Raw genomic sequence first — 20,208 nt, 5'->3', positions numbered from 1 at the left:
ATTCATTTTTAAAGAGCAAGCCGATCCGCGTTGCGTCTCAGCGATCAAGAGGTGCGCATTCTACCGAACCGCTCAAGCTTGTCAAGGAGTCTTTTGCGTTAGCGTTTTGACTCATTGAAGCAACTACAAAATTCGGTGATGACTCACTTCATTTCCAAGCAGCTACTTGCTTGATTTTACTCTTGTTTTTCCCGACTTGGCGATGCGCCGCGTCGTTCAGTGGGGGCGCATTATAGACCTTTAAATGAGTCCGTCAAGGACTTTTCAGGCAAGACAGATAAAAAATCTGTTTGCTACTTTTCTAAGCCCTGAGCTAGTCTTGCGATGTCTTTCACGGATGAAAGTCTACAACCAGCCAAGGAGAAGCAGGATGCTTCGATTGCAGAAGACCGCGCGTGCGAAAGGATTCACACTCGTAGAGTTACTTGTCACGGTCGTGATCATTTCTATTGTTATTGGAATCATCTCTCCCGCTTTTGCCCACCTTTATCAACGCTATAAGTTGCTGGAACAGTCCCGGAACGCATACAGCGCCATTAACGCTGCCAGACTTCACGCTATCCAGTCCGGTCACCATGTCATACTTTGCCCTACAACAGATCAAGTGGACTGTCTCCCTGACTGGAACTTAGGGCTCATTATTTTCGATGATTTTAATAACAATAAGCGCCATGACAGGAATGAGAAGGTAATTTTTCTTCTGCCCGGCGCTGAGCCTTGGGTCAAAATCACCTACCCAAGACGCTATATCAGTTTTGCTGGCCCAGGAAGTACAGCGAACTTCGGCTCCATGGTGGTGTGCGCTCCTGCAATGGAAACAGATGGCATCTCCGTCATCGTCATTTCTCGGCCCGGCCGCCCGCGTTTTGGTAGCGACTCAAACCATAACGGTTTACCCGAAGGTGGTAATGGGAAGGATGTTAACTGCGGCCAAACGACTTAAGTCCGCTTCGGATAATCACAACCAACGCCAACCCGAGTAGCGCCCCCAATGAATTAGCCAGCGCATCCAAAGGATCCGGTGTGCGACTGGTAAATTGCTGACAAAACTCGATAAAGACACCATAGAACGCGGCCATGATCATCCACTTCCATGTAGCCCAGCGGACCCACCCCATCGAAAACAAAAAGCATAAAGAAGCGTAGGCAATAAAATGCGACTGCTTATCTGTTAAGGATGTCTTTGGTACATCCTCGCCGGGAAGAAGACTCAACACAGTGACTGAAATCAGGCAGCCGATGGCGGCAATACGCCATAAGCCAGTCAATGAAAGCCAGTATTGATGATCTTCCTGACGCTGTCCCATCTTCTTTCCTTGATTCGCTCTCATCTCTTCACGGCATTTCCAAATAGGGAGCACTGTAAGAGATGAGGCCGGAGTTTAAAAAAGGCTACACTAGCACAACTTCAGAACCCTTCAGGAGGTATAAGGCATGGCGCTGGCGCAGCTTGTCTATGTTCATGATCCGATGTGCAGCTGGTGCTGGGCATTCATGCCAAGCTGGAATGCATTAATTCCTGCATTACCGGAAGGGATTCAGACAAAACGGCTGCTCGGCGGATTGGCGCCTGACAGCAATCGGCCGATGCTCAAGGAGATGCAAATGCGCATCAGCCAAACTTGGCGTTTCATTGAGGCAGAGCATGGCACACCGTTTAACCATGAGTTCTGGGAACGCTGTCAGCCCGTAAGAAGTACTTATCCTGCCTGCCGCGCGGTAATTGCGGCGCGATTCTGGAATGCAGAAGAGGCCATGATCAGGGCAATTCAGGAAGCCTACTATCTGAAAGCTCAGAACCCCTCCGTTCCGGAAACACTACTTCAGTGCGCTCATGAACTGGGTTTGCCGATCGAGCCTTTTGCTGAAAGGCTCTACAGCGAACACACCGACAACGAACTCATGCAGGAAATTCGTCAAGGACAGGACCTTGGCGCTAACGGTTTTCCAAGCCTGATTTTGCTGCATCAGAACAGTCGTTACCCGATCAGGGTTGATTACAATGACCCAAGTGTCATGGTTGAGCGTATCAGCCGTGCACTTGCTGCAAAACGATAATTCTACCCGTTGAGATAGGTTCAAAGCGTTTATGAAGCGTCTTTTTGTTCTTTTGCTGTGTCTGACAATGGCAGGCTGCGCCACCTCCCCCATGGGACGGAAGCAACTGAAGCTATTGTCCGATGATGACGTGCAGAAAATGGGACTTCAGTCGTTCGATGATCTGAAGAAAGAAGCGACGATCAGTAAAGATGCTAAGGCCAATCGCTATGTCAGCTGTGTCGCACAGGCTGTCGTAGCCGGAATACCTGATCAGTACACACAACGGAGCTGGGAGGTAACGCTATTCCAGTCCGATGAGGCTAATGCCTTTGCCCTGCCTGGCGGCAAGATTGGCGTATACAGCGGATTATTAAAAGTTGCCAAGGGCCAAGATCAGCTTGCCGCAGTCATCGGCCACGAAGTTGGGCACGTGCTGGCCGGACACTCTAACGAGCGCATGTCAACTCAGCTAGTAACGGACACCGGACTCTCCCTTGTGAATATCGCCACCGGAGTAACGGGCAATAGTAGCCAGTTATTAAGCCTGCTAGGCGTTGGTGCGCAATATGGTGTCATTCTGCCTTTTAGCCGGGTTCAGGAAAGCGAAGCCGATCTTATCGGCGTCGATATGATGGCGCGTGCGGGCTTCGACCCAAGGCAAAGCATTAGTCTGTGGGAAAACATGGCACGCGAAGCTGGAGCCTCTCCGCCAGAGCTGCTTTCGACACACCCTGCTCCGGCGAACCGTATGGAAAATCTGCAGAAGCGATTGTCAGTCGCCTTGCCTCTTTATGAGCAGGCGCGGGGACTCGGCAAACATCCCAACTGCGAGACCTGAACCCGGGCAAGGGTATCATCACCCAGTCCAGCTGGGTTACCATAGTTGTTACACACACTTGTAGAGAAGGCTGATCCATGCAAATCAGTAAAAACGCGGTAGTTTCCATGCACTACACTCTGCGTAATGATGCCGGCGATGAACTGGACTCTTCAGTAGGCGGACAGCCTCTGGACTACATCCACGGTAACGGCAACCTGATCCCAGGCTTGGAAGAACAACTGGAAGGCCGTCAGGCAGGTGAAAAGCTGACTGCGACCGTTCCTGCGGAAAAAGCTTACGGCCCACGTCAGGATCAACTGGTACAGCAGGTGCCTCGTTCAGCCTTTGGCGATATCGAGCAGATCGAGCCTGGCATGCGTTTCCACGCTGAAACCGAACACGGCCCTCACGTTGTTCTGGTAGTTGATGTGGATGATGAGAACGTAACCGTTGATGGCAACCATCCTCTGGCGGGTGAAACCCTGCATTTCGAGGTGGATATTCAGACCGTTCGTGAAGCAACTGAGAGCGAGCTGGCTCATGGCCATGTTCACGGCCCAGATGGTGAGCATCACCACCACTAAGGTCTACTGATCTGGTGTTAAAAAACGCAGCCTGAGCTGCGTTTTTTTATGCCGGAATAGCGCGACTTATCTACAATCCCTGAGTCAAAAAGCAGTACAGGCTACTGCCAGCCCGACGCATCGGGCGGAGCCAGTGAACTGACGGGAGGTTTAACGACATCCCAGCCTGCAGGGCGATAGATATTCATTTCACCAAGATGACCACGCAGCTGCACGCTTCCCATACACTCCCAGTCCAGATCCTGTAACAGCGCATAGGTCGACTCAGCGACCAGCAGATAGGAGTTATAAGATTTGTTCATCTGCTCCAGTCGTGCCGCCATGTTCACCGCATCGCCATGTACCGTGTAGTTACGCCGATCCGGCGCACCTACCGATCCCGCTACGACTTCACCGGTATTGATACCGATGCGACACTGCAGCTTTTCACCCTCAAAACGGGTATCAACCAGCGCTTCGAGAATGGCCTTCGCCGCACGAAGCGCACGCTGGGCGTGATCAACCTGCGGGTTGGGCACATTAAACGTCGCTAAAATGGCATCGCCCTGAAACTGGGTAATGATGCCGCCCTGCGCTTCAATCAGGTCCACTAACAAAGAGAAGTAGGCATTGAGCACGCTGACCAGACGTGATGGCCCCATCTGCTGGGTCAGTGTCGAAAAGCCTTCAAGATCACAGAACAGGATGGTGGCAACGGTTTGCCTGGGTGGAATCTCACCGCCCTCTTTCACAAGCTGCATTGCCACTGCCTCAGGGACAAACTGCCCTAAAAGTCGCTGCGCCAGTTGATGCTGGCGAATGTTATCCAGCATGACGTTATAAGCACGGGCAACCTGATCCACCTCACGGATACGGCTCACTGGCAAATATTTCGCCTGATCCAGACGGCCGCCATGAACGGAATCCATACCTTTGGCGAGGGAGCGAATCTTGCCGCCAATCCGGTTGCTGATCAGCCAGGTCACCAACAGAACCACGAGCAAAAGAATGCCACTGACCACCAGATAGCGCTGCAGACGGCTAAGCACCGGCGGCAGCTGATCTTCCCGCACATACATCCCCAGCTTCCAGGGTTCAGGACCAAAGCCACTGATCTGTTGGTAGATATAAAGCACGCCCTGACCATTCTCCGTGGTGTAGTGGCTATGCATTCCGGGTACGGAAAGCCAGCTTTGCTCGCTTTTTTTCTGCTCATAAACTCCTTTCAGGTACACATCATTGAACTGTTCAACACTCGGCAAGGGCTGGCTCAGGGTCGAGCGATAGCCACCAATATCAAACAGTCCCGGATGAGCCAGCACATGATGACTGCCATCAAGAATGAAAATCACACGATTGATCTGCTCTGATAGCGAAGCCAGAAACAGCGAGATCTCGCGAATATCCACCGCTGCCAGCAAAGTCCCCAAATACTGATGCCCGTCATGCAAAGGAACGGCAACCGGGATCACGGTGCGCCCCAGCCGTGGAGACATTCTCGGCTCAAGCCAGGTGACTCCATAAATATCGGGGGCCTTATCCAGCCACTGAGTGACCCAGCTGGACTGACGCCAGTTCTCACTCATGATGAGATTATCCTGACGCTGAGCAGAAACCAGGGTTTTGTCCGCACGAATGTAGACCATACCCACAACCTGAGGTGTTGTGGCCATCGCCCCGTTAATCAGGGTGCCCACTTCAAAGTCATCTTCAGGATCAATCTTGCCTTGCTGCAGAATATCGCTGAGGTAAGTGAGCTGGGTGGTCACAGGCGATAAATGACCGTAGACCTGATTGGCCACCGTAGTCATTGTCATCTGCGAAAGCTCGCGCAGCATTTCCTTGCTGTTATGACTGGCACTGCTGAGCCCGATATACATCACACTGCCGACCCCAAGCACCACCACCAGGCTGAAACAGCTGATCAGCATGGTGGTCATGGAGATACTGCGCCGGGCGAGCCTCATCATTGGCCAGACACCCGTGTCAGATAGGCATCGAGCTCACGATAAAGCTTGTTATCCCGCATGTTGACGTAATGAAGCTGCATCCCGGCTTTCGTAAGAGTGCGCTCATAGGTTTGAAACTCATATTCACCTTCATCATCAATCGACAGGACAAAGGTCGAGAGCGTGTCGCCTTGAATGCGCGCCCAGATGTAGGGTTTACCCTGTAGCGGGTCCAGCGGGATCTTACGTCCAAAGACGTTGGTCGACATGGCAGAGGAAAAGACGTTCTTGTTTTTGGTCGGGACAAAGTCCGCACGACGCTTGATATGGCTGACTGCCCGGTTTTTCTGATAGATCACCGTCGTCCACTGAATATAAAATCCATTGTCTTCCGGGGATGGATGAATACTGACACTGACATCGCGGTCGCGTTCACCGGAGACTTCGGTGTGTCCCAAAAACTCTCCATAAAAATCCTGCAAGGTTGCAGCATGCGCAACTCCTGACATGATCAGCAGGCCCAGAACTGGAGTGAGCCACCTCGCAAGCAATTTAGACACTGAACCCGATTCCCCTATACCATCAAGACGTTAACTTCACTGTTGCATCAGAGTTATTTTAGGTCTTCTATGACAACAGTTCTGGTTTTAATTTGAATTAGCTGATGCGGCATCAGCCAGCACACGATTATTCCGCCTACACTATTCACCGACCCATCACAGTATAAAGGGTGGCATTCTTGAACGATTCGACGGCAGAACAGCTGACCGACGTTACACCTCAAGCAGATCAGGCACTGTTGGAAGTGCGGGATCTGGCAGTTGATTTTCATCTGCAATCCGGACCGGTTCACGCCGTACGCTCAGTCTCATTCAGCGTCATGCCGGGAAAAACGCTGGCGATCGTTGGTGAATCCGGTTCAGGAAAATCCGTTACTGCTCAGGCCATTCTGGGGATATTACCGGCGAATGCCAATATCCGTCAGGGCGAGATCCACTTTCGTCACCCCAAAACACGCCGCCAGCATGATCTCGCCGCGGAAAGTAAAAAGTCCCGTTTGATGAATGGCATTCGTGGCCAGCACATCAGCATGATTTTTCAGGAGCCGATGGTTTCACTCTCCAGCATGCACACCCTGTGCGATCAGATCGGAGAGGTATTAAGGCTGCATCGCAAAGCCGGTAAAAAAGAAGCGCGCGCCAAAACCCGCGACATGCTGGAACTGGTGGGTTTTCCTGACCCTGATCGTGCGCTGGATATGTATCCCTTCGAGCTCTCCGGCGGTCTTCGTCAACGTGCCATGATTGCGATGGCGCTGATCTGTGGACCGAGCCTGCTGATCGCCGATGAGCCCACCACCGCGCTGGATGTCACCATTCAAACGCAAATTTTAGGGCTCATTAAACGCCTTCAGGCCGAGATGCAGATGGCGGTCTTGTTAATCACTCACGACCTTGGCGTTGTCGCTAACATGGCTGACGATGTGGTGGTGATGTACCACGGCGAGGTCATGGAATCCGGCCCGGTGCGCGAACTTTTCTCCTCGCCGGAACACGCCTATCTGCAGGCACTCTTTAATGCAATCCCACACTTTGACATGCACCCGGGTGAGCGCCTGAAAAGCCTTCGCGATATTACGCCGGATCTTGGCGCCCTGCAGACGCAGCGTCGCCCCTGGGAACCCGAACAGCGCAGTGTCGCCCCTCACCTGCAACTTAAAGGCCTGAGCAAAAGTTATCAAACCCGCCGACGAAAGGGCTGGTGGCAAAGTGAAGTGCAGCAAATCCAGGCGGTCAATGAGCTGGATCTGTCCATCCGTTGCGGAGAATCCTTTGGCCTGGTGGGTGAGTCTGGCTGTGGAAAAACCACACTCAGCAAACTGATCATGGGCGCGTTGACACCGGATCAGGGCGAGATTCTCTATAACGATCGCGGCAAGGTCATCGCCCTGCATGAGATGAAAGGCGAATCCATGCGCGACTTTCGCCCAAAGATGCAGTTCATTTTTCAGGACCCCTATGGTGCGCTCAACCCACGCATGACCGTACTGGACATCCTGACTGAGCCGCTGGCTATTCATCAGAAAGGGACCTCAGCAGATCGCAAGGCCCGCGCCCAGCAGTTAATGAAACTGGTCGGGCTTGATCCTCGCTTTCTGGGTCGTTATCCCCACAGTTTTTCAGGTGGCCAGCGCCAGCGTATCGCCATTGCCCGCGCCCTGGCGCTGGAGCCGGATTTGCTGATCTGTGATGAACCGGTCTCAGCGCTGGATGTTTCAGTCCAGGCCCAGATTCTTAACCTGCTCAAAGACCTGCATCAGGAACTGGGGCTGACCTACCTTTTCATCAGTCATAACCTTGCCGTGGTGGATTACATCGCCGATCGCATCGGCGTAATGTGCAATGGCCGTCTGGTAGAGGTGGCACCTCGCGAGATGCTGTTCCGCGACCCGGTACATCCTTATACCCAGACACTGCTCTCGGCAGTGCCTTATGCTGATCTTGAGCGTCCGCTGGATTTTGCCCGACTGGAGGATAGCTACCGGGATCCCAGACGCTGGCCCGCGCCCTTCGGTGTACAACCCGGTGAGGCTTCGGCACTGGTCGAGCACAGCCCCGGCCACTGGGTTCGTAAAACACAGGAGCACGCCAAATGAGCTGTTTTGACGTACTCAGACAAACCCGAAGGTCACTGCTGCCAGGTATAGTAACAGTGCTCCTGTTGGCAATAACCTCCCTGGCACAAGCGGCCAAAGAAACACCTTATCTGGCCCAACTGGTCGCGGAGCAAAAACTGCCGCCTGTCGATGAGCGTCTGCCGGATGATCCGTTGGTGGTAAAAACGTTTGGCTCCCAAGGCGGGCGTCTCAACATGCTGATGGCGAAAGCCAAAGATACCCGCATGATGACGGTCTTTGGCTACGCACGGCTGGTCGGCTATGACCAAAACCTTGAGCTGCAGCCCGATATTCTGGCCGCCTACGAGGTCAAGGAAGGCCGCATATTTACCCTGCACCTGCGCCATGGGATGAAATGGTCCGATGGCGCACCTTTTACAGCGGAGGATTTCCGTTTCTGGTGGGAGGATGAAGCCACCAACGAAGAACTAAACCCCTTCGGTTTGCCGGCTGAACTGCTGGTTCAGGGCCAGGGGCCTACCTTTGAAGTGCTGGATCAATACACGGTTCGCTATACCTGGGCAGCACCTAACCCTGCGTTTCTACCTGCATTGGCAGCACCGAGCCCGACCTATATCTATGCGCCTTTTCATTACCTCAAGCGCTATCACCCGCGCTATCAGGATCCTGAAAAGCTCAAAGCGATGGTCGAGAAGTCCCGCAAGCGTAACTGGATGGGGCTTTTCTACAAATATGCCCACAGCTACAAGCAGGACAACCCGAATCTCCCCACGCTGCAGCCCTGGGTCGTTCGCACAGAATCACCCGCCGAGCGTTTCCTGTTCAGCCGCAACCCTTATTACCACCGGGTCGACAGCCAGGGACATCAGCTACCCTATCTTGATGAAGTCATGGTGAATCTGGCCTCAAGTAGCCTGATTCCTGCCAAAACCGGCGCAGGTGAAAGCGACTTACAAGCCCGTTACCTGCAGATGGATAACTACACCTTCCTGCGACAGGCAGAACACCGAAATGATAACCGGGTCCTGCTGTGGAAATCCGGCACCGGTTCACAGGTCACGCTGTACCCGAACATGAACTGCAGTGATCCGGTGTGGCAGAAGCTGCTGCAAAACACCACATTCCGGCGCGCGTTATCCCTGGGCATTAACCGCCATGAGATCAACCAGGCCATCTACTTTGGTTTGGGGATTGAAGGTAATGACAGCCTGCTGCCGGATTCCAACCTCTATGACCCGCGTTTTCGTTATGCCTGGGCGCAATTTGACCCTGAGACGGCCAATCGCATGCTGGATGGGTTGGGCCTGACCAAACGGGATGATCGCGGTCTTCGCCTGCTCCCGGATGGCCGTCCGATGGAGCTTATCGTGCATACCACCGGAGAATTCACGGAAGAGACCGACGTGCTGGCGCTGGTCAAGGACAGCTGGCAGCAACTGGGCATTCTCATTCACCCACGCCCTTCCGAGCGCGAAGTCTTCCGCAACCGTGTCTATTCTGGCGAGGCGTGCCTGTCGGTGTTTACCGGCCTGCCTAACGCCTTGCCCACCAGCGCCATGAGCCCGGCAGAGCTTGCACCCACGACACAGGACCAACTGCAGTGGCCGGAGTGGGGTAAATATTACGAGACCTCAGGTGGCGGGCAGGCCCCCACACTGCCCGAAGCTCAGCAATTGCTGGATTTATTCAAGCAATGGCGCAACACCACCGATGACAGTGAACGTCTGCAGATCTGGAATCAGATGCAGCAGATCTATGCCAGCCAAGTGTTCTCCATTGGCACCGTCGCCGGTATTTTGCAGCCGGTTGTTGTCAGCAAGGCGCTGCATAATGTGCCTGAAAAAGGCTATTACAACTGGGAGCCTCAGTCCTTCTTCGGGATTTATCGTATGGATCAGTTCTGGTTTGATCCTTCCACGGCGCAATCGCGGCCATTAAGTGATGACCGCCTGCCACAGGAGTCTAAGTGATGTTGCCCTATGTCCTGCGCCGATTACTGATCATAATTCCCACTCTGGTGATCATCAGCATGCTGATCTTCACCATCATCAAACTGCCACCGGGGGATTACCTCACCAGCTACATTGCGGAGCTGCAAAGCCAAGGCGAAACGGTTGATCCCAAGAAAATCGAGTTTATGCGCCAGGAATATGGCCTCGACAAACCGGCATGGGAGCAGTACTTCACCTGGGCTGGCGGCATGCTGCACGGGGATTTTGGTTACTCTTTCGAGTACGACCTGCCGGTGACAGACATCATCGGGGATCGCGTGGTACTCACCATCATGATCTCGCTGTTTACTGTGCTCTTTACCTGGATTGTCGCCTTTCCCATCGCCATGTATTCCGCCACTCACCAGTATTCCTGGGGCGACTATGGCCTCACGCTATTTGGTTTTCTTGGGCTCGCCACACCCAATTTTCTGCTGGCTCTGGTGATGCTCTATCTGGCCAATGTCTATTTTGGGTCATCCATCGGCGGATTGATGGACCCGCAGTATCTCAATCAGGCGTGGAGTTGGGACAAGATTAAATCCATCCTTGAGCATCTGTGGATACCTGTGATTGTTATCGGCACCTCGGGGACTGCCGGGATGATCCGCCGGCTACGCGCCAATCTCCTGGATGAGTTACATAAGCCTTATGTCACCACCGCTCGTGCCAAAGGGGTTCCGCCCCTGCGCCGACTGGTGAAGTACCCACTGCGCGTCGCCATGAACTTCTTTATTGCCGATATCGGCAGCCTGCTGCCCAGCCTGATTTCCGGTGCAGAGATCGTCGCCGTCGTGCTTTCCTTGCCCACCACCGGGCCGATTCTGATCAGCGCACTGCAGAGTCAGGATATGTATCTGGCGGGTTCTTTTCTGATGTTTCTGGCCTTGCTGACCATCATCGGTGTGCTGATCAGCGACCTGTTACTGGCCTGGCTTGATCCCCGTATTCGTCTGACCGGAGGTGCCCAGCGATGAGCGAGCATTACGTTAATCCGGCGCCTTTTGATCCGGCCAGTATTGAGAAGCTCTCTCCAACGCAGGAGAAGTACTATCTCGCCAGTCAGTGGAAACTGATGTACTGGAAATTCCGCCGTCACCGCATTGCCGTGATCTCAGCGATTTTTCTGGCGTTACTCTACGGTTCAACACTGATCAGTGAATTTCTGGCACCCTATGCGCAAGACACCCGCGATGCCGATCACATTTATTCGCCGCCACAACCGGTGCATTTCTTCAATAAAGAGGGTGAGTTTGTCGGCCCCTTTGTCTATGGCTGGGAATACACCCTCAACATGGACAAGCTGCTGCGGGAATACCATGAGGACACCAACCAGGTGTACCCGGTGGAGTTTTTCTGCAACGGCGACGGCTACCACCTGCTGGGATTGATCTATTCCGAAAAGCACCTGTTCTGCGCCGCGGATAACCAGCCGCTTTTCCTGTTAGGCACGGACCGGCTCGGGCGGGATATGCTCTCGCGCATTATCTACGGCGCCCGAATTTCCCTGACGATCGGTCTGCTGGGTATCGCGCTTAGCTTTGCGCTGGGGCTTGTACTGGGTGGCCTTGCGGGCTATTACGGTGGCTGGGTGGATGCCTGCGTTCAGCGCAGCATTGAGGTCATTCGTTCCTTCCCCGAGCTGCCCTTATGGATGGCCCTGTCGGCAGTGCTGCCCGTGACCTGGAGTCCGCTGTGGGTCTTCTTTGGGATTACCCTGATTCTGGCATTGCTGGACTGGACCAGCCTGGCTCGCGCGGTGCGCTCGAAAATTCTGAGCCTGCGTGAGGAAGACTACTGCAGCGCAGCGCAGTTGATGGGGGCCACGCCAGCGCGCATTGTGCGAAGGCATCTGCTGCCCGGCTTCTTTAGCCATCTGATCGCCTCCGCCAGCCTATCGATTCCGGCCATGATCCTTGGCGAGACCGCGCTCAGCTTTTTGGGTCTGGGCCTGCGCCCGCCCATTACCAGCTGGGGGGTATTGCTGAATGAGGCCCAGAACATCAACGTCGTGGCAATTTACCCGTGGCTGATGCTGCCGGTCGTGCCTGTGATTCTGGTGATTCTGGCATTCAACTTCTTCGGAGACGGTTTGCGCGATGCAGCCGACCCTTACAAGAACTAATAAGAGATCCGGTACCGGGCACTGATCAACGCAGGATTTTTTGCTCACTTGCCGCCAACCGGCAAAAGTATTGATCCAGGTCTACATCCCCTGAGTCGAGGCTTCGCATAATTTCATCAGTCGTTATTGATTCGATGAAAGGAGCCTCGACCATGTTTGATCTCAACACCATTCTTTATGCCTCAGATCTTGGTAGCAATTCCCGCCCCGCCTTTCGCATGGCAGTAAAACTGGCCGCCGAGAACAACGCCTCCCTCACTTTTCTGCACGTTATCGAACCACTGAATAACACCGCAGAAAACGTGCTTAGCAACTACCTGTCCGACAAGATGTACCGGGAAATCAAAGAAGCCGGTATCAATGAGCTAAAAAGCACCATGGAGGAACGCATTCGCGCTTTCTGCAAGGATGAACTGCCCCAGGATTTCCATTTCCCCAAAGCCCCTAACGTGCGCGTCGCCATGGGCAATGTCGAAGAAGAGATTCTCTCAGTCGCTGATTTGATCAAGGCCGATATGATCGTGATGGGTACCCGCACCCATGACAACATTACCCGACTACTACTCGGCTCCAGCGCCCAGCGGGTACTTCAGCGCAGCAGCAAGCCGGTGTTAGTTGTCCCTCTGGAAGGCAAGGGTTAAGCCTTCTGACGATCCGTTTGCATCGGTAAAAAAACCTCGCACTTTACTAGTACCAAACACTCACCTGACGTTTTCTGCCTCTAAAATTAAGAGGCAGAAAGCCAGTGATGGCGCCATCTTGAACATTTTCACCCCTAAACCTGCAATGAAATACTTGTCATTCCTGATCACTTCGCCTTCAATACGTCCCAATCCAAGAACAACAACAGATCTCTGCCAGCTCTGGCTGGCCGTATCCGCAGGATGGGATACGCACGCTGCAGGAAGCTTCTTATGATGAACCGGCGAGCGCCGCTCCTTTTCATTCTTTCCCTCTGCTCACTCTCAGGTGGCGCAGTACAGGCAACGCCACTGGATATCAGTACTGGCTGCGATGGCTCGCCCTCCCTGCTACAAGGGCTGAGTATTCTTCGCAACGATACCCTCACAGAAATGCGTGACTATCAGGGTGATAACCGCCTGCTGAACACCCGCTATCGCACCCGTATTGGCAAAGCGCTGTTGACCATCACCTTTGCACCGAATCTACAGAGCATTATTCGCCGTTATTCCGAACCCGGCGTTCCGGAACAGGAGCAGGATTATCAGTTCCGCTGCTCAGGCATGGGGTCATTTCAGGCGCAGGATGTGGAAATCCGTCTGGTAAAGGGTGGCCTGATCATGCGCGAACTACGCCCGGATTCGATGGCGATTCCCTCCAGCATCAGCGTTTTCTACGAGCCTTCTCCCTGAGGAAGAATAGTGACGCCGCCCACCCAGCGTGGCGTTTTCATGAGCGAGCGATAGTCCACCTCGCCTTCCAACACCTGCCGACCTGTCGCCGAGAGACTTAAAGCCATGCTGTGCCAGTTATGCAGGCGCATTTCTGCGGCAGGGTCTGCGACCACCAATCCGCTCTGCCATAGAGGAATAAGCACCTGCCAAAGCATGGCATCACCGAGGTAAGGCATCGGCTCAAGCTGCTGTAAACGGCTAAAGAGCACAGAAGCGGTCGCCTGGCCTGCATCCATCAGCGCCTGCAGGATCAGATGCTGCGTTAATCCAAGACCATTGAAGCTGGCAGGCAACTCTTTGAGGTGACGCCTGAGCGCACGCTCAAGCAGAGGCAGTGAGGCGATACAATGCTGAGTCAATTGAGCGAGACTCTCTGCCTCAGGCTGACATAATGCTCGCCATGCCTGACGCCCCGCTTCCAGCTGCACCAGCGTTAGAGGCCTTCGCGATTGCTGCCAGAGCCAGCGAAGCTGCTGCGCAGAAAGCTGCCCCAGGCCGATGAAGTCCTCGACACCCGGCACCTGATCCACGGCAATCAGCTCAATGCGCGGCAAGGGCTGATCCGCCAGCGCTGTGGCCAGCAAATACAGCCAGTACGCCAGACTGAGCTGATCATAGGTATCGTGCTCGCACCAGATCACCAGCTGCTCCACGCCACGCAGATCCAGTAATCCCTGATATTCATTTTCCAGACGCAATCGCGCCGCAGGCAGTGCCAGATCGAAGGTTTCACTGATATAGGCCGCCCGCTCATCCATAAACTGCGATGGCGTCGTCAGCCCCTGAGTTAACGGACCAATACAGAGCGGATCGGTGAGCGCGGCAAAACTTCCCACAAGACCCGCTTCTTTCAGCCGTACCTGAATATCGTGGCCACAGCGCAAATGACGGGTACGCACAGAATCCAGACCACCATTTTCCAGTAGCCGCTCTAACCAGCGCTCGAAGGAAGCAAAACCCGCCTCAGCCGCCAGCACCTGACGCGCCTCAGCCATGGAGGGCTGAAAGTCCGCCGCCAACGCAGGATAAACCGCCTTGAAACGCTGCCAGACCAAGGCATCGTCCTGATCGAAACCACGCAACAATCGTCGGCACTGCTGCTCAATATCCTGCAAAAGCCTTTGGCGATGATCCACTACCGTCATGAGATTGATCGTTATCAAGAAACCGGAAGACAGAAGCTGACCGTCCCTGCTGCACCGCAGCATCGACAGAAAACTCCACTACACTTGAAACACCTATTCCTACGCAAAGGAGCCGGCCATGTCCACGCATTCCGCCCGGCCACAAACGTCATTCACAGATAAGGGCGAGCCCTGCTGGCACCATCTTTCCGCAGAGGCCGCTCTTCACCAGCTTAATAGCAGCGACGCCGGTCTTTCCACAGAGGAAGCACGTCTTCGCCGCGCAAAGTATGGCCTGAACCGGATGTCGCCGCCCCCGCAGGAAAGCTGGCTGCTGCGGTTGGCGCGTCAGTTCAGCAATATCCTGATTTATGTGCTGTTGGCCGCGGCGGTCGTCAGCGCACTGCTGGGACACTGGATAGACGGCAGCGTGATTCTGGCGGTGGTGATCATCAATGCACTCTTCGGATTACTGCAGGAAGGCAAGGCAGAGGAAGCCCTGCAATCCCTTAAAACCCTGATGCAACTGCAGGCAAGCATACTGCGCGATGGCCAGCGTCAAAGCCTGCCCGCAGAGCTACTGGTGCCGGGTGACATTGTCCTGCTGGAATCGGGAGATCGGGTTCCGGCGGACCTTCGCCTCCTGCATGGCATTAATCTGCGTGCGCAGGAAAGCGCCCTCACCGGGGAAGCGACCAGTGTCAGTAAATCTCTCACGGAAGTCGCTGCGGATACTCCGATTGCCGAACGTCACTGTCTGCTTTTTGCCGGTACGCTGATCACTCAGGGACGAGCCCGTGCCGTGGTTACCGCCACCGGCGACCAGACGGAGCTTGGGCAAATCGGCGCCCTGCTACGCGATGTGGATGTATTAAATACGCCGCTGACAACGCAAATGAGTCAACTGGGCCAGCGTCTGACCTGGATTATCCTGAGCCTCAGTATCGCGATCTTTCTGTTTGGCTGGTGGGTTCATGGTTATCCCCTCGGCACACTTTTTATGTCGAGCGTTGGTATCGCCGTCGCCGCCATTCCGGAAGGCCTGCCCGCGATCATTACCATTACGCTCGCCATGGGTGTGCAGCGTATGGCCAAGCGCAATGCCATTATCCGGCGGCTGCCTGCGGTGGAAACACTGGGTGCAGTGTCGGTTATCTGTACCGACAAAACCGGCACCCTGACGTGCAATGAAATGACGGTGCAAAGCGTTCTGCTACCAGAGGGGATGATCAAGGTCAGCGGCAGCGGTTATCAGGCAGAAGGTGCCTTCAGTTTAAATAACCAGCCGGTGAGCGAGGCGATTCAGCGGCAGATTACGCACCTTGCACTGGCAGGGGCCCTCTGTAATGACGCTCGCTTTGATATGAGTGATAGCCATGATTGGCAACTGCAGGGAGACCCCACCGAAGGCGCGCTGCTGGCTCTCGCCGCCAAAGCCGGATTGCATCAGGATCACTGCCGCCAGCACCACCCTCGTAGTCAGGAAATTCCTTTTGAATCTGAACACCGCTATATGGCGACACTGCATCATCCGCGCTCTGGCGTTGAAGGCTCTGCCCTTACTGACTCACCGATGGAAGCGCTCTTGCAACCTCATCTGCTGGTGAAAGGCGCCCCTGAGAAAATTCTGCCGCTTTGTCGTCATAACGCTGCGGATAACCAACACTCCTCGGCCGAAGCCGTTAACCTTGCCTACTGGCGCCAGGGTATCGCGACGCTGGCCGCCTCAGGGCAACGGGTTCTCGCTATCGCCGAAAAGCGCTTGCCTGCGGATCACCCGGCGCACCATCCGTTAACACAGGACAATCTGCATGATCTGACATTGCTGGGTCTGGTGGGTATCAGTGATCCGCTGAGAGAGGAAGTAACCCAAGCCGTGGCGGACTGCCACCGTGCTGGTATTCGCATCATCATGATCACCGGAGACCATGCCGATACGGCCTCTGCCATCGCGCAGTCTCTGGATCTGGGTCAGGCGGGACACCCCTTAACAGGCAGTGAGATCGACACTCTCTCTGATGAAGCCTTACAGCAGGCACTCGGCAGCCGCTGCGTAATTGCCCGGGCTAGCCCTGCCCATAAACTGCGGCTGATTCAGGCTTTGCAAGCCATGGGGCATATAGTGGCAATGACAGGTGATGGCGTGAATGACGCCCCCGCTCTCAAACGTGCCAACGTCGGCATTGCCATGGGCTTGAAAGGCACGGAAGCGGCAAAAGAGGCGGCGGAAATGGTGCTGGCTGATGATCACTTTGCCACCTTGCGGGATGCCGTTATTGAAGGGCGAAGCGTTTACAGCAATCTGCAAAAAGCCCTGGCGTTTGTCTTACCCACCAATGGCGGACAGGCACTGGTGATGGTCGCGGCGATACTTCTGGGCACGGCCCTGCCGATGACGCCAGTGCAGATCCTTTGGGTCAACATGGTCACCGCCATCACGCTGGCACTGGCGCTGGCCTTTGAGCAATCCAACCCCTCCCTGCTTCAGCGACCGCCACGACCGCCGCAGGAAGCATTGCTCAGTGGCTTTCTTTTGCGCCGTATCAGCCTGGTGTCCATCGCCCTGGCCGTGACCAGTCTGGTGGCCTTTCTCTGGAGTCATCAGCTAACGGGCAATCTTGCCCTCTCGCAGACGCTGGCCATCAACGTACTGGTCAGCGGTGAAATCTTTTATCTCATTAGCTGCCGATCGCTCAGGCACTCAACCCTCAACAGGGATAGCTGGCGTGGCAATACTTCAGTGCTGATCAGCATCATCGCCATTGTTGTGCTTCAACTGGCTTTCACCTACCTGCCCTGGTTGAACACACTTTTTGGCTCTACTCCTCTGCCTCTGAGCTATTGGGGAGGTGTATTACTGGCAGGGTTGGGACTCTACTTCTTCGTTGAAGGCATCAAGGGCGTAGCACTCATCAGAATCAGGTTTCGCCACCATTACCGACCAAAACTCCGATGATCAAAGTTTTTGGCACATTTGGCAGCCTGGTTCTATCTTCAAAAAGGAGCAGTAACGGAAACATAATGGAACATGGAGGGTAGACACGATGAAAAAGTGTCCGCAAGCTTTTTGGTCTTTTTGTGGCTGGGCCGTCATGGTGCTCAGCCTGAGCAGCTGCGCATCAAACAGTCAGCTCAATGTCGTTGATCGACTAACCACCCAGTCCAGCACCTATGGCTGGTGGCATAAGGCAGTTCGACTGGATTATCCCTTGCAAAGCCGATGGGTATCACTGAATGGACAACTGCCAGTGAATATCGGCGACCGTTGTCAGGACAGCCGTTACCGCACCCCAATGGCAATGTTGTGCCTGACAGGAGACACTCCCGCCGCCGGCACCTATAAGCACATTGCCTATCCTTACGGGAAAACAGCTGATGATTTCAGAACCGCAGTTACTGGCTTCAAAAGTGATCTGGAAGCACTGAATACCACGAAGCAGTCACTACAAACTGCGCTGCTGGCTCAGGCGATTTGCAAAACGAACAGCGACTGCACACCCGATGATACGAACGTTAACAAGCTCTATACCGACTATCAGACCCAACAGAAAACCATTGAAAAGAAAGCACTGGAGTCGAACCTGATTCTCTACAACTGGGCCGACAGCTCTGAAAGCAGCCTTGGTGCCACACTGGATGATGACAACAATGCCAAGGCCTCCAGCCAGCATCAGGCCTCGGGTTACACCCTGATTGGCGGGCTGGATATTTACCAGCTGCGTCTGACTCCCGAACTGGTCAAGTCCCTGGAAGGGGCTAATGCTAAAACCACAAAACAATTGAAAATAGCGACCCTGGTCATGAGCACGCCATATTTGGCTTATATCGCCGATGATCAGTCGCAGAAAGCGATTCGGGTCAATGCCAGGCTTTCAGAGGCCTTGCTCACCAGTTCGGCACTGTCCGACTCTGAAAAAGCCATCATCATGGAGCTCAATGCAGGAATATCCACCAGTATCAACAGTCAGGGCATCATGATTAGCCAGACAGTCTCGGGAGCCGATCAGCCCAAGGATCAGTCCACCTTTTATGCGGTGATGACGGATCTTGATGGGCTGATGAAGCTAGTCGGCCTCAAATAAGAGGCCACCCCCAACTCAGGAAGAAATGCCCCCCGCGGTGAGCTTGGCAGGATCCAGCAGTTTCTGCAGCTCATCGCGACTCAGGTCGGTCTCCTCTTGCGCGACATCAATAATAGGCCGACCTTCCTTGTAGGCTTTCTTCGCCACTTCCGCCGCTTTCATGTAACCAATAATCGGGTTAAGCGCGGTCACCAGAATCGGGTTACGCGCCAGTGCCGCTTTGAGATCCTCTTCCCGTACCGTGAACGAGCTAATGGCCTTATCCGCCATCAATGGCGCGATATTGCTGAGTAACGACAAGCTCTCCAGCAGATTATGGGCAATCACTGGCAGCATCACGTTAAGCTCAAAGTTACCGGCCTGGCCGCCAATCGTGATGGCAGCATCATTGCCGATAACCTGTGCCGCCACCATGGCTGCGGCTTCCGGAATCACCGGATTGACCTTACCGGGCATGATGGAGGAACCGGGCTGCAGGGCCTCAAGTTCAATCTCACCCAAACCCGCCAGAGGGCCGGAATTCATCCAGCGCAGGTCATTGGCAATTTTCATTATCGTCACGGCGCAGGTTTTAAGGGCACCCGACAGCGCCACTGCCGTATCCTGACTGCTCAGGGCAGTAAAGAAATTGGCGTGAGGCTTAAAGGTCACACCAGTGTCTTCGCTCAGCTGTTTGGCAAAGGCATCAGCAAAGTCGGGATGGGCGTTTATCCCGGTGCCAACTGCGGTTCCGCCCTGGGCGAGGGACTGAATATCCGGCTGCAGCGCTTCCAGCTGACGCTGCACCTGCGCCAGTTGGGTACTCCAGGCAGACAGTGACTGGCTCATGCGTACCGGCATGGCGTCCATCAGATGGGTTCGCCCCGTTTTAACAAAGCTGTCAACCGCTTCAGCCTTACGATCAATGCTCTGTTGCAAATAGCCCAGAGCAGGTAGCAGCTTCTCTTCTACCAGTAAGGCGGCACTCACATGCAGTGTGGTGGGAATCACATCATTACTGCTCTGGCCGTAATTCACGTGATCATTGGCAGCAATTTCAACACCACTTTGCTGTGTGGCGAGGCGCGCAATCACCTCATTGGCATTCATATTGGTGCTGGTGCCGGAACCGGTCTGGAAGATATCGACCGGGAAATGCTGCATAAAATTCTCATTCAGCAGGGTTTCACAAGCCCCAATAATGGCGTTGGCTTTTTTCTCATCCAGCAGTCCGAGCGACAAGTTAGCCCTGGCTGCAGCGCGTTTCACCTTCAACAGTGCACTGATAAATTCCCGCGGCATGGATAAGCCGCTCACAGGGAAATTGTTGATCGCCCGCTGGGTCTGCGCGCCATAAAGCGCTTCTGCCGGTACTTGAAGTTCACCCATGCTGTCTTTTTCTATGCGGGTGGCCATAACTCACTCCTTGAACTCATCCTGACTGTGCAGTGCAAAAGCACCGCTCAGGCAGGGAAAAATGGA

At 54.3% G+C, this 20,208-nt stretch carries 17 protein-coding genes; 12 read left to right on the top strand and 5 right to left on the bottom strand.

Annotated elements, in window-relative coordinates; genetic code table 11:
- The first annotated feature begins 370 nt into the window (after positions 1–370).
- Entirely contained in the window at positions 371–943 is a 573-nt protein-coding gene (locus tag ACKC9G_RS13035; RefSeq protein ID WP_411406042.1) for a GspH/FimT family pseudopilin, read from the top strand.
- Here ACKC9G_RS13035 and ACKC9G_RS13030 read toward each other — a convergent pair.
- Positions 921–1,307, bottom strand: coding sequence for a VanZ family protein (locus ACKC9G_RS13030; RefSeq protein WP_411406040.1), 387 nt, complete (start codon positions 1,305–1,307; stop codon positions 921–923). The two genes, ACKC9G_RS13035 and ACKC9G_RS13030, sit on opposite strands and share 23 nt — an antisense overlap.
- Before the next feature lie 127 nt (positions 1,308–1,434).
- Between ACKC9G_RS13030 and ACKC9G_RS13025 the strand changes: the two genes are divergently transcribed.
- The 3 genes from ACKC9G_RS13025 to ACKC9G_RS13015 all read left to right on the top strand — a co-directional run bounded on the left by ACKC9G_RS13025 (position 1,435) and on the right by ACKC9G_RS13015 (position 3,444).
- Positions 1,435–2,058 (top strand): DsbA family protein, encoded by a 624-nt coding sequence (locus ACKC9G_RS13025; RefSeq protein WP_411406038.1) that lies wholly within the window; start codon positions 1,435–1,437, stop codon positions 2,056–2,058.
- A 31-nt stretch (positions 2,059–2,089) separates the two neighbouring features.
- Complete coding sequence (locus ACKC9G_RS13020) at positions 2,090–2,878, top strand: M48 family metallopeptidase (RefSeq protein WP_411406036.1); 789 nt, start codon at positions 2,090–2,092, stop codon at positions 2,876–2,878.
- A 77-nt stretch (positions 2,879–2,955) separates the two neighbouring features.
- Positions 2,956–3,444: an FKBP-type peptidyl-prolyl cis-trans isomerase gene (locus tag ACKC9G_RS13015; RefSeq protein ID WP_411406034.1), complete on the top strand. Its 489-nt coding sequence runs from the start codon at positions 2,956–2,958 to the stop codon at positions 3,442–3,444.
- A 101-nt stretch (positions 3,445–3,545) separates the two neighbouring features.
- On the opposite strand, the gene ACKC9G_RS13010 is transcribed toward ACKC9G_RS13015, so the two are convergent.
- Positions 3,546–5,393 (bottom strand): adenylate/guanylate cyclase domain-containing protein, encoded by a 1,848-nt coding sequence (locus ACKC9G_RS13010; protein ID WP_411406032.1) that lies wholly within the window; start codon positions 5,391–5,393, stop codon positions 3,546–3,548.
- Complete coding sequence (locus ACKC9G_RS13005) at positions 5,390–5,881, bottom strand: hypothetical protein (RefSeq protein WP_411406030.1); 492 nt, start codon at positions 5,879–5,881, stop codon at positions 5,390–5,392. The genes ACKC9G_RS13010 and ACKC9G_RS13005 overlap by 4 nt, the downstream gene beginning before the upstream one ends.
- A 230-nt stretch (positions 5,882–6,111) precedes the next feature.
- Between ACKC9G_RS13005 and ACKC9G_RS13000 the strand changes: the two genes are divergently transcribed.
- From ACKC9G_RS13000 to ACKC9G_RS12975, 6 genes are all read left to right on the top strand, one after another.
- Positions 6,112–8,028 carry a dipeptide ABC transporter ATP-binding protein gene (locus ACKC9G_RS13000; RefSeq protein WP_411406028.1) on the top strand — a complete coding sequence of 639 codons (1,917 nt, stop codon included), beginning with the start codon at positions 6,112–6,114 and terminating at the stop codon, positions 8,026–8,028.
- A 56-nt stretch (positions 8,029–8,084) separates the two neighbouring features.
- A complete protein-coding gene (locus ACKC9G_RS12995; RefSeq protein ID WP_411406050.1) occupies positions 8,085–9,980 on the top strand; it encodes an ABC transporter substrate-binding protein in 1,896 nt (631 codons plus the stop codon).
- Positions 9,980–10,978 carry an ABC transporter permease gene (locus tag ACKC9G_RS12990; RefSeq protein ID WP_411406026.1) on the top strand — a complete coding sequence of 333 codons (999 nt, stop codon included), beginning with the start codon at positions 9,980–9,982 and terminating at the stop codon, positions 10,976–10,978. Before ACKC9G_RS12995 ends, ACKC9G_RS12990 begins: the two co-directional genes overlap by 1 nt.
- Entirely contained in the window at positions 10,975–12,126 is a 1,152-nt protein-coding gene (locus ACKC9G_RS12985) for an ABC transporter permease (RefSeq protein WP_411406024.1), read from the top strand. The genes ACKC9G_RS12990 and ACKC9G_RS12985 overlap by 4 nt, the downstream gene beginning before the upstream one ends.
- Before the next feature lie 152 nt (positions 12,127–12,278).
- Complete coding sequence (locus ACKC9G_RS12980; RefSeq protein WP_411406022.1) at positions 12,279–12,767, top strand: universal stress protein; 489 nt, start codon at positions 12,279–12,281, stop codon at positions 12,765–12,767.
- Between the two features lie 273 nt (positions 12,768–13,040).
- Positions 13,041–13,499: a hypothetical protein gene (locus ACKC9G_RS12975; protein ID WP_411406020.1), complete on the top strand. Its 459-nt coding sequence runs from the start codon at positions 13,041–13,043 to the stop codon at positions 13,497–13,499.
- Here the strand turns inward: ACKC9G_RS12975 and ACKC9G_RS12970 are convergent.
- On the bottom strand, positions 13,481–14,686 hold the full coding sequence (locus ACKC9G_RS12970) for a DUF1835 domain-containing protein (protein WP_411406018.1): 1,206 nt from the start codon (positions 14,684–14,686) through the stop codon (positions 13,481–13,483). The genes ACKC9G_RS12975 and ACKC9G_RS12970 overlap by 19 nt on opposite strands.
- A gap of 118 nt (positions 14,687–14,804) precedes the next feature.
- Here ACKC9G_RS12970 and ACKC9G_RS12965 point away from each other — a divergent pair, with 118 nt between their 5' ends.
- Positions 14,805–17,621 carry a cation-translocating P-type ATPase gene (locus ACKC9G_RS12965; protein WP_411406016.1) on the top strand — a complete coding sequence of 939 codons (2,817 nt, stop codon included), beginning with the start codon at positions 14,805–14,807 and terminating at the stop codon, positions 17,619–17,621.
- A gap of 88 nt (positions 17,622–17,709) precedes the next feature.
- A complete protein-coding gene (locus ACKC9G_RS12960) occupies positions 17,710–18,747 on the top strand; it encodes a hypothetical protein (RefSeq protein WP_411406014.1) in 1,038 nt (345 codons plus the stop codon).
- Positions 18,748–18,762: 15 nt separating this feature from the next.
- Here ACKC9G_RS12960 and ACKC9G_RS12955 read toward each other — a convergent pair whose 3' ends face one another.
- Entirely contained in the window at positions 18,763–20,142 is a 1,380-nt protein-coding gene (locus ACKC9G_RS12955; RefSeq protein ID WP_411406012.1) for a class II fumarate hydratase, read from the bottom strand.
- Between the last annotated feature and the right edge of the window lie 66 nt (positions 20,143–20,208).

Origin of the sequence: Pokkaliibacter sp. CJK22405 (assembly GCF_046614695.1) — a bacterium.
Taxonomy (GTDB): domain Bacteria; phylum Pseudomonadota; class Gammaproteobacteria; order Pseudomonadales; family Balneatricaceae; genus Pokkaliibacter.
This window is presented reverse-complemented; position numbering and strand designations above follow the sequence as displayed.

Coding starts and splice junctions, on each gene's coding strand:
- ACKC9G_RS12970 (WP_411406018.1), bottom strand. CDS start 14,686: ATGACGGTAGTGGATCATCGCCAAAGGCTTTTGCAGGATATTGAGCAG.
- ACKC9G_RS12965 (WP_411406016.1), top strand. CDS start 14,805: ATGTCCACGCATTCCGCCCGGCCACAAACGTCATTCACAGATAAGGGC.
- ACKC9G_RS12985 (WP_411406024.1), top strand. CDS start 10,975: ATGAGCGAGCATTACGTTAATCCGGCGCCTTTTGATCCGGCCAGTATT.
- ACKC9G_RS13025 (WP_411406038.1), top strand. CDS start 1,435: ATGGCGCTGGCGCAGCTTGTCTATGTTCATGATCCGATGTGCAGCTGG.
- ACKC9G_RS13035 (WP_411406042.1), top strand. CDS start 371: ATGCTTCGATTGCAGAAGACCGCGCGTGCGAAAGGATTCACACTCGTA.
- ACKC9G_RS12990 (WP_411406026.1), top strand. CDS start 9,980: ATGTTGCCCTATGTCCTGCGCCGATTACTGATCATAATTCCCACTCTG.
- ACKC9G_RS13030 (WP_411406040.1), bottom strand. CDS start 1,307: ATGGGACAGCGTCAGGAAGATCATCAATACTGGCTTTCATTGACTGGC.
- ACKC9G_RS13015 (WP_411406034.1), top strand. CDS start 2,956: ATGCAAATCAGTAAAAACGCGGTAGTTTCCATGCACTACACTCTGCGT.
- ACKC9G_RS12955 (WP_411406012.1), bottom strand. CDS start 20,142: ATGGCCACCCGCATAGAAAAAGACAGCATGGGTGAACTTCAAGTACCG.
- ACKC9G_RS13020 (WP_411406036.1), top strand. CDS start 2,090: ATGAAGCGTCTTTTTGTTCTTTTGCTGTGTCTGACAATGGCAGGCTGC.
- ACKC9G_RS13010 (WP_411406032.1), bottom strand. CDS start 5,393: ATGATGAGGCTCGCCCGGCGCAGTATCTCCATGACCACCATGCTGATC.
- ACKC9G_RS12960 (WP_411406014.1), top strand. CDS start 17,710: ATGAAAAAGTGTCCGCAAGCTTTTTGGTCTTTTTGTGGCTGGGCCGTC.
- ACKC9G_RS12980 (WP_411406022.1), top strand. CDS start 12,279: ATGTTTGATCTCAACACCATTCTTTATGCCTCAGATCTTGGTAGCAAT.
- ACKC9G_RS13005 (WP_411406030.1), bottom strand. CDS start 5,881: ATGTCAGGAGTTGCGCATGCTGCAACCTTGCAGGATTTTTATGGAGAG.
- ACKC9G_RS12975 (WP_411406020.1), top strand. CDS start 13,041: ATGATGAACCGGCGAGCGCCGCTCCTTTTCATTCTTTCCCTCTGCTCA.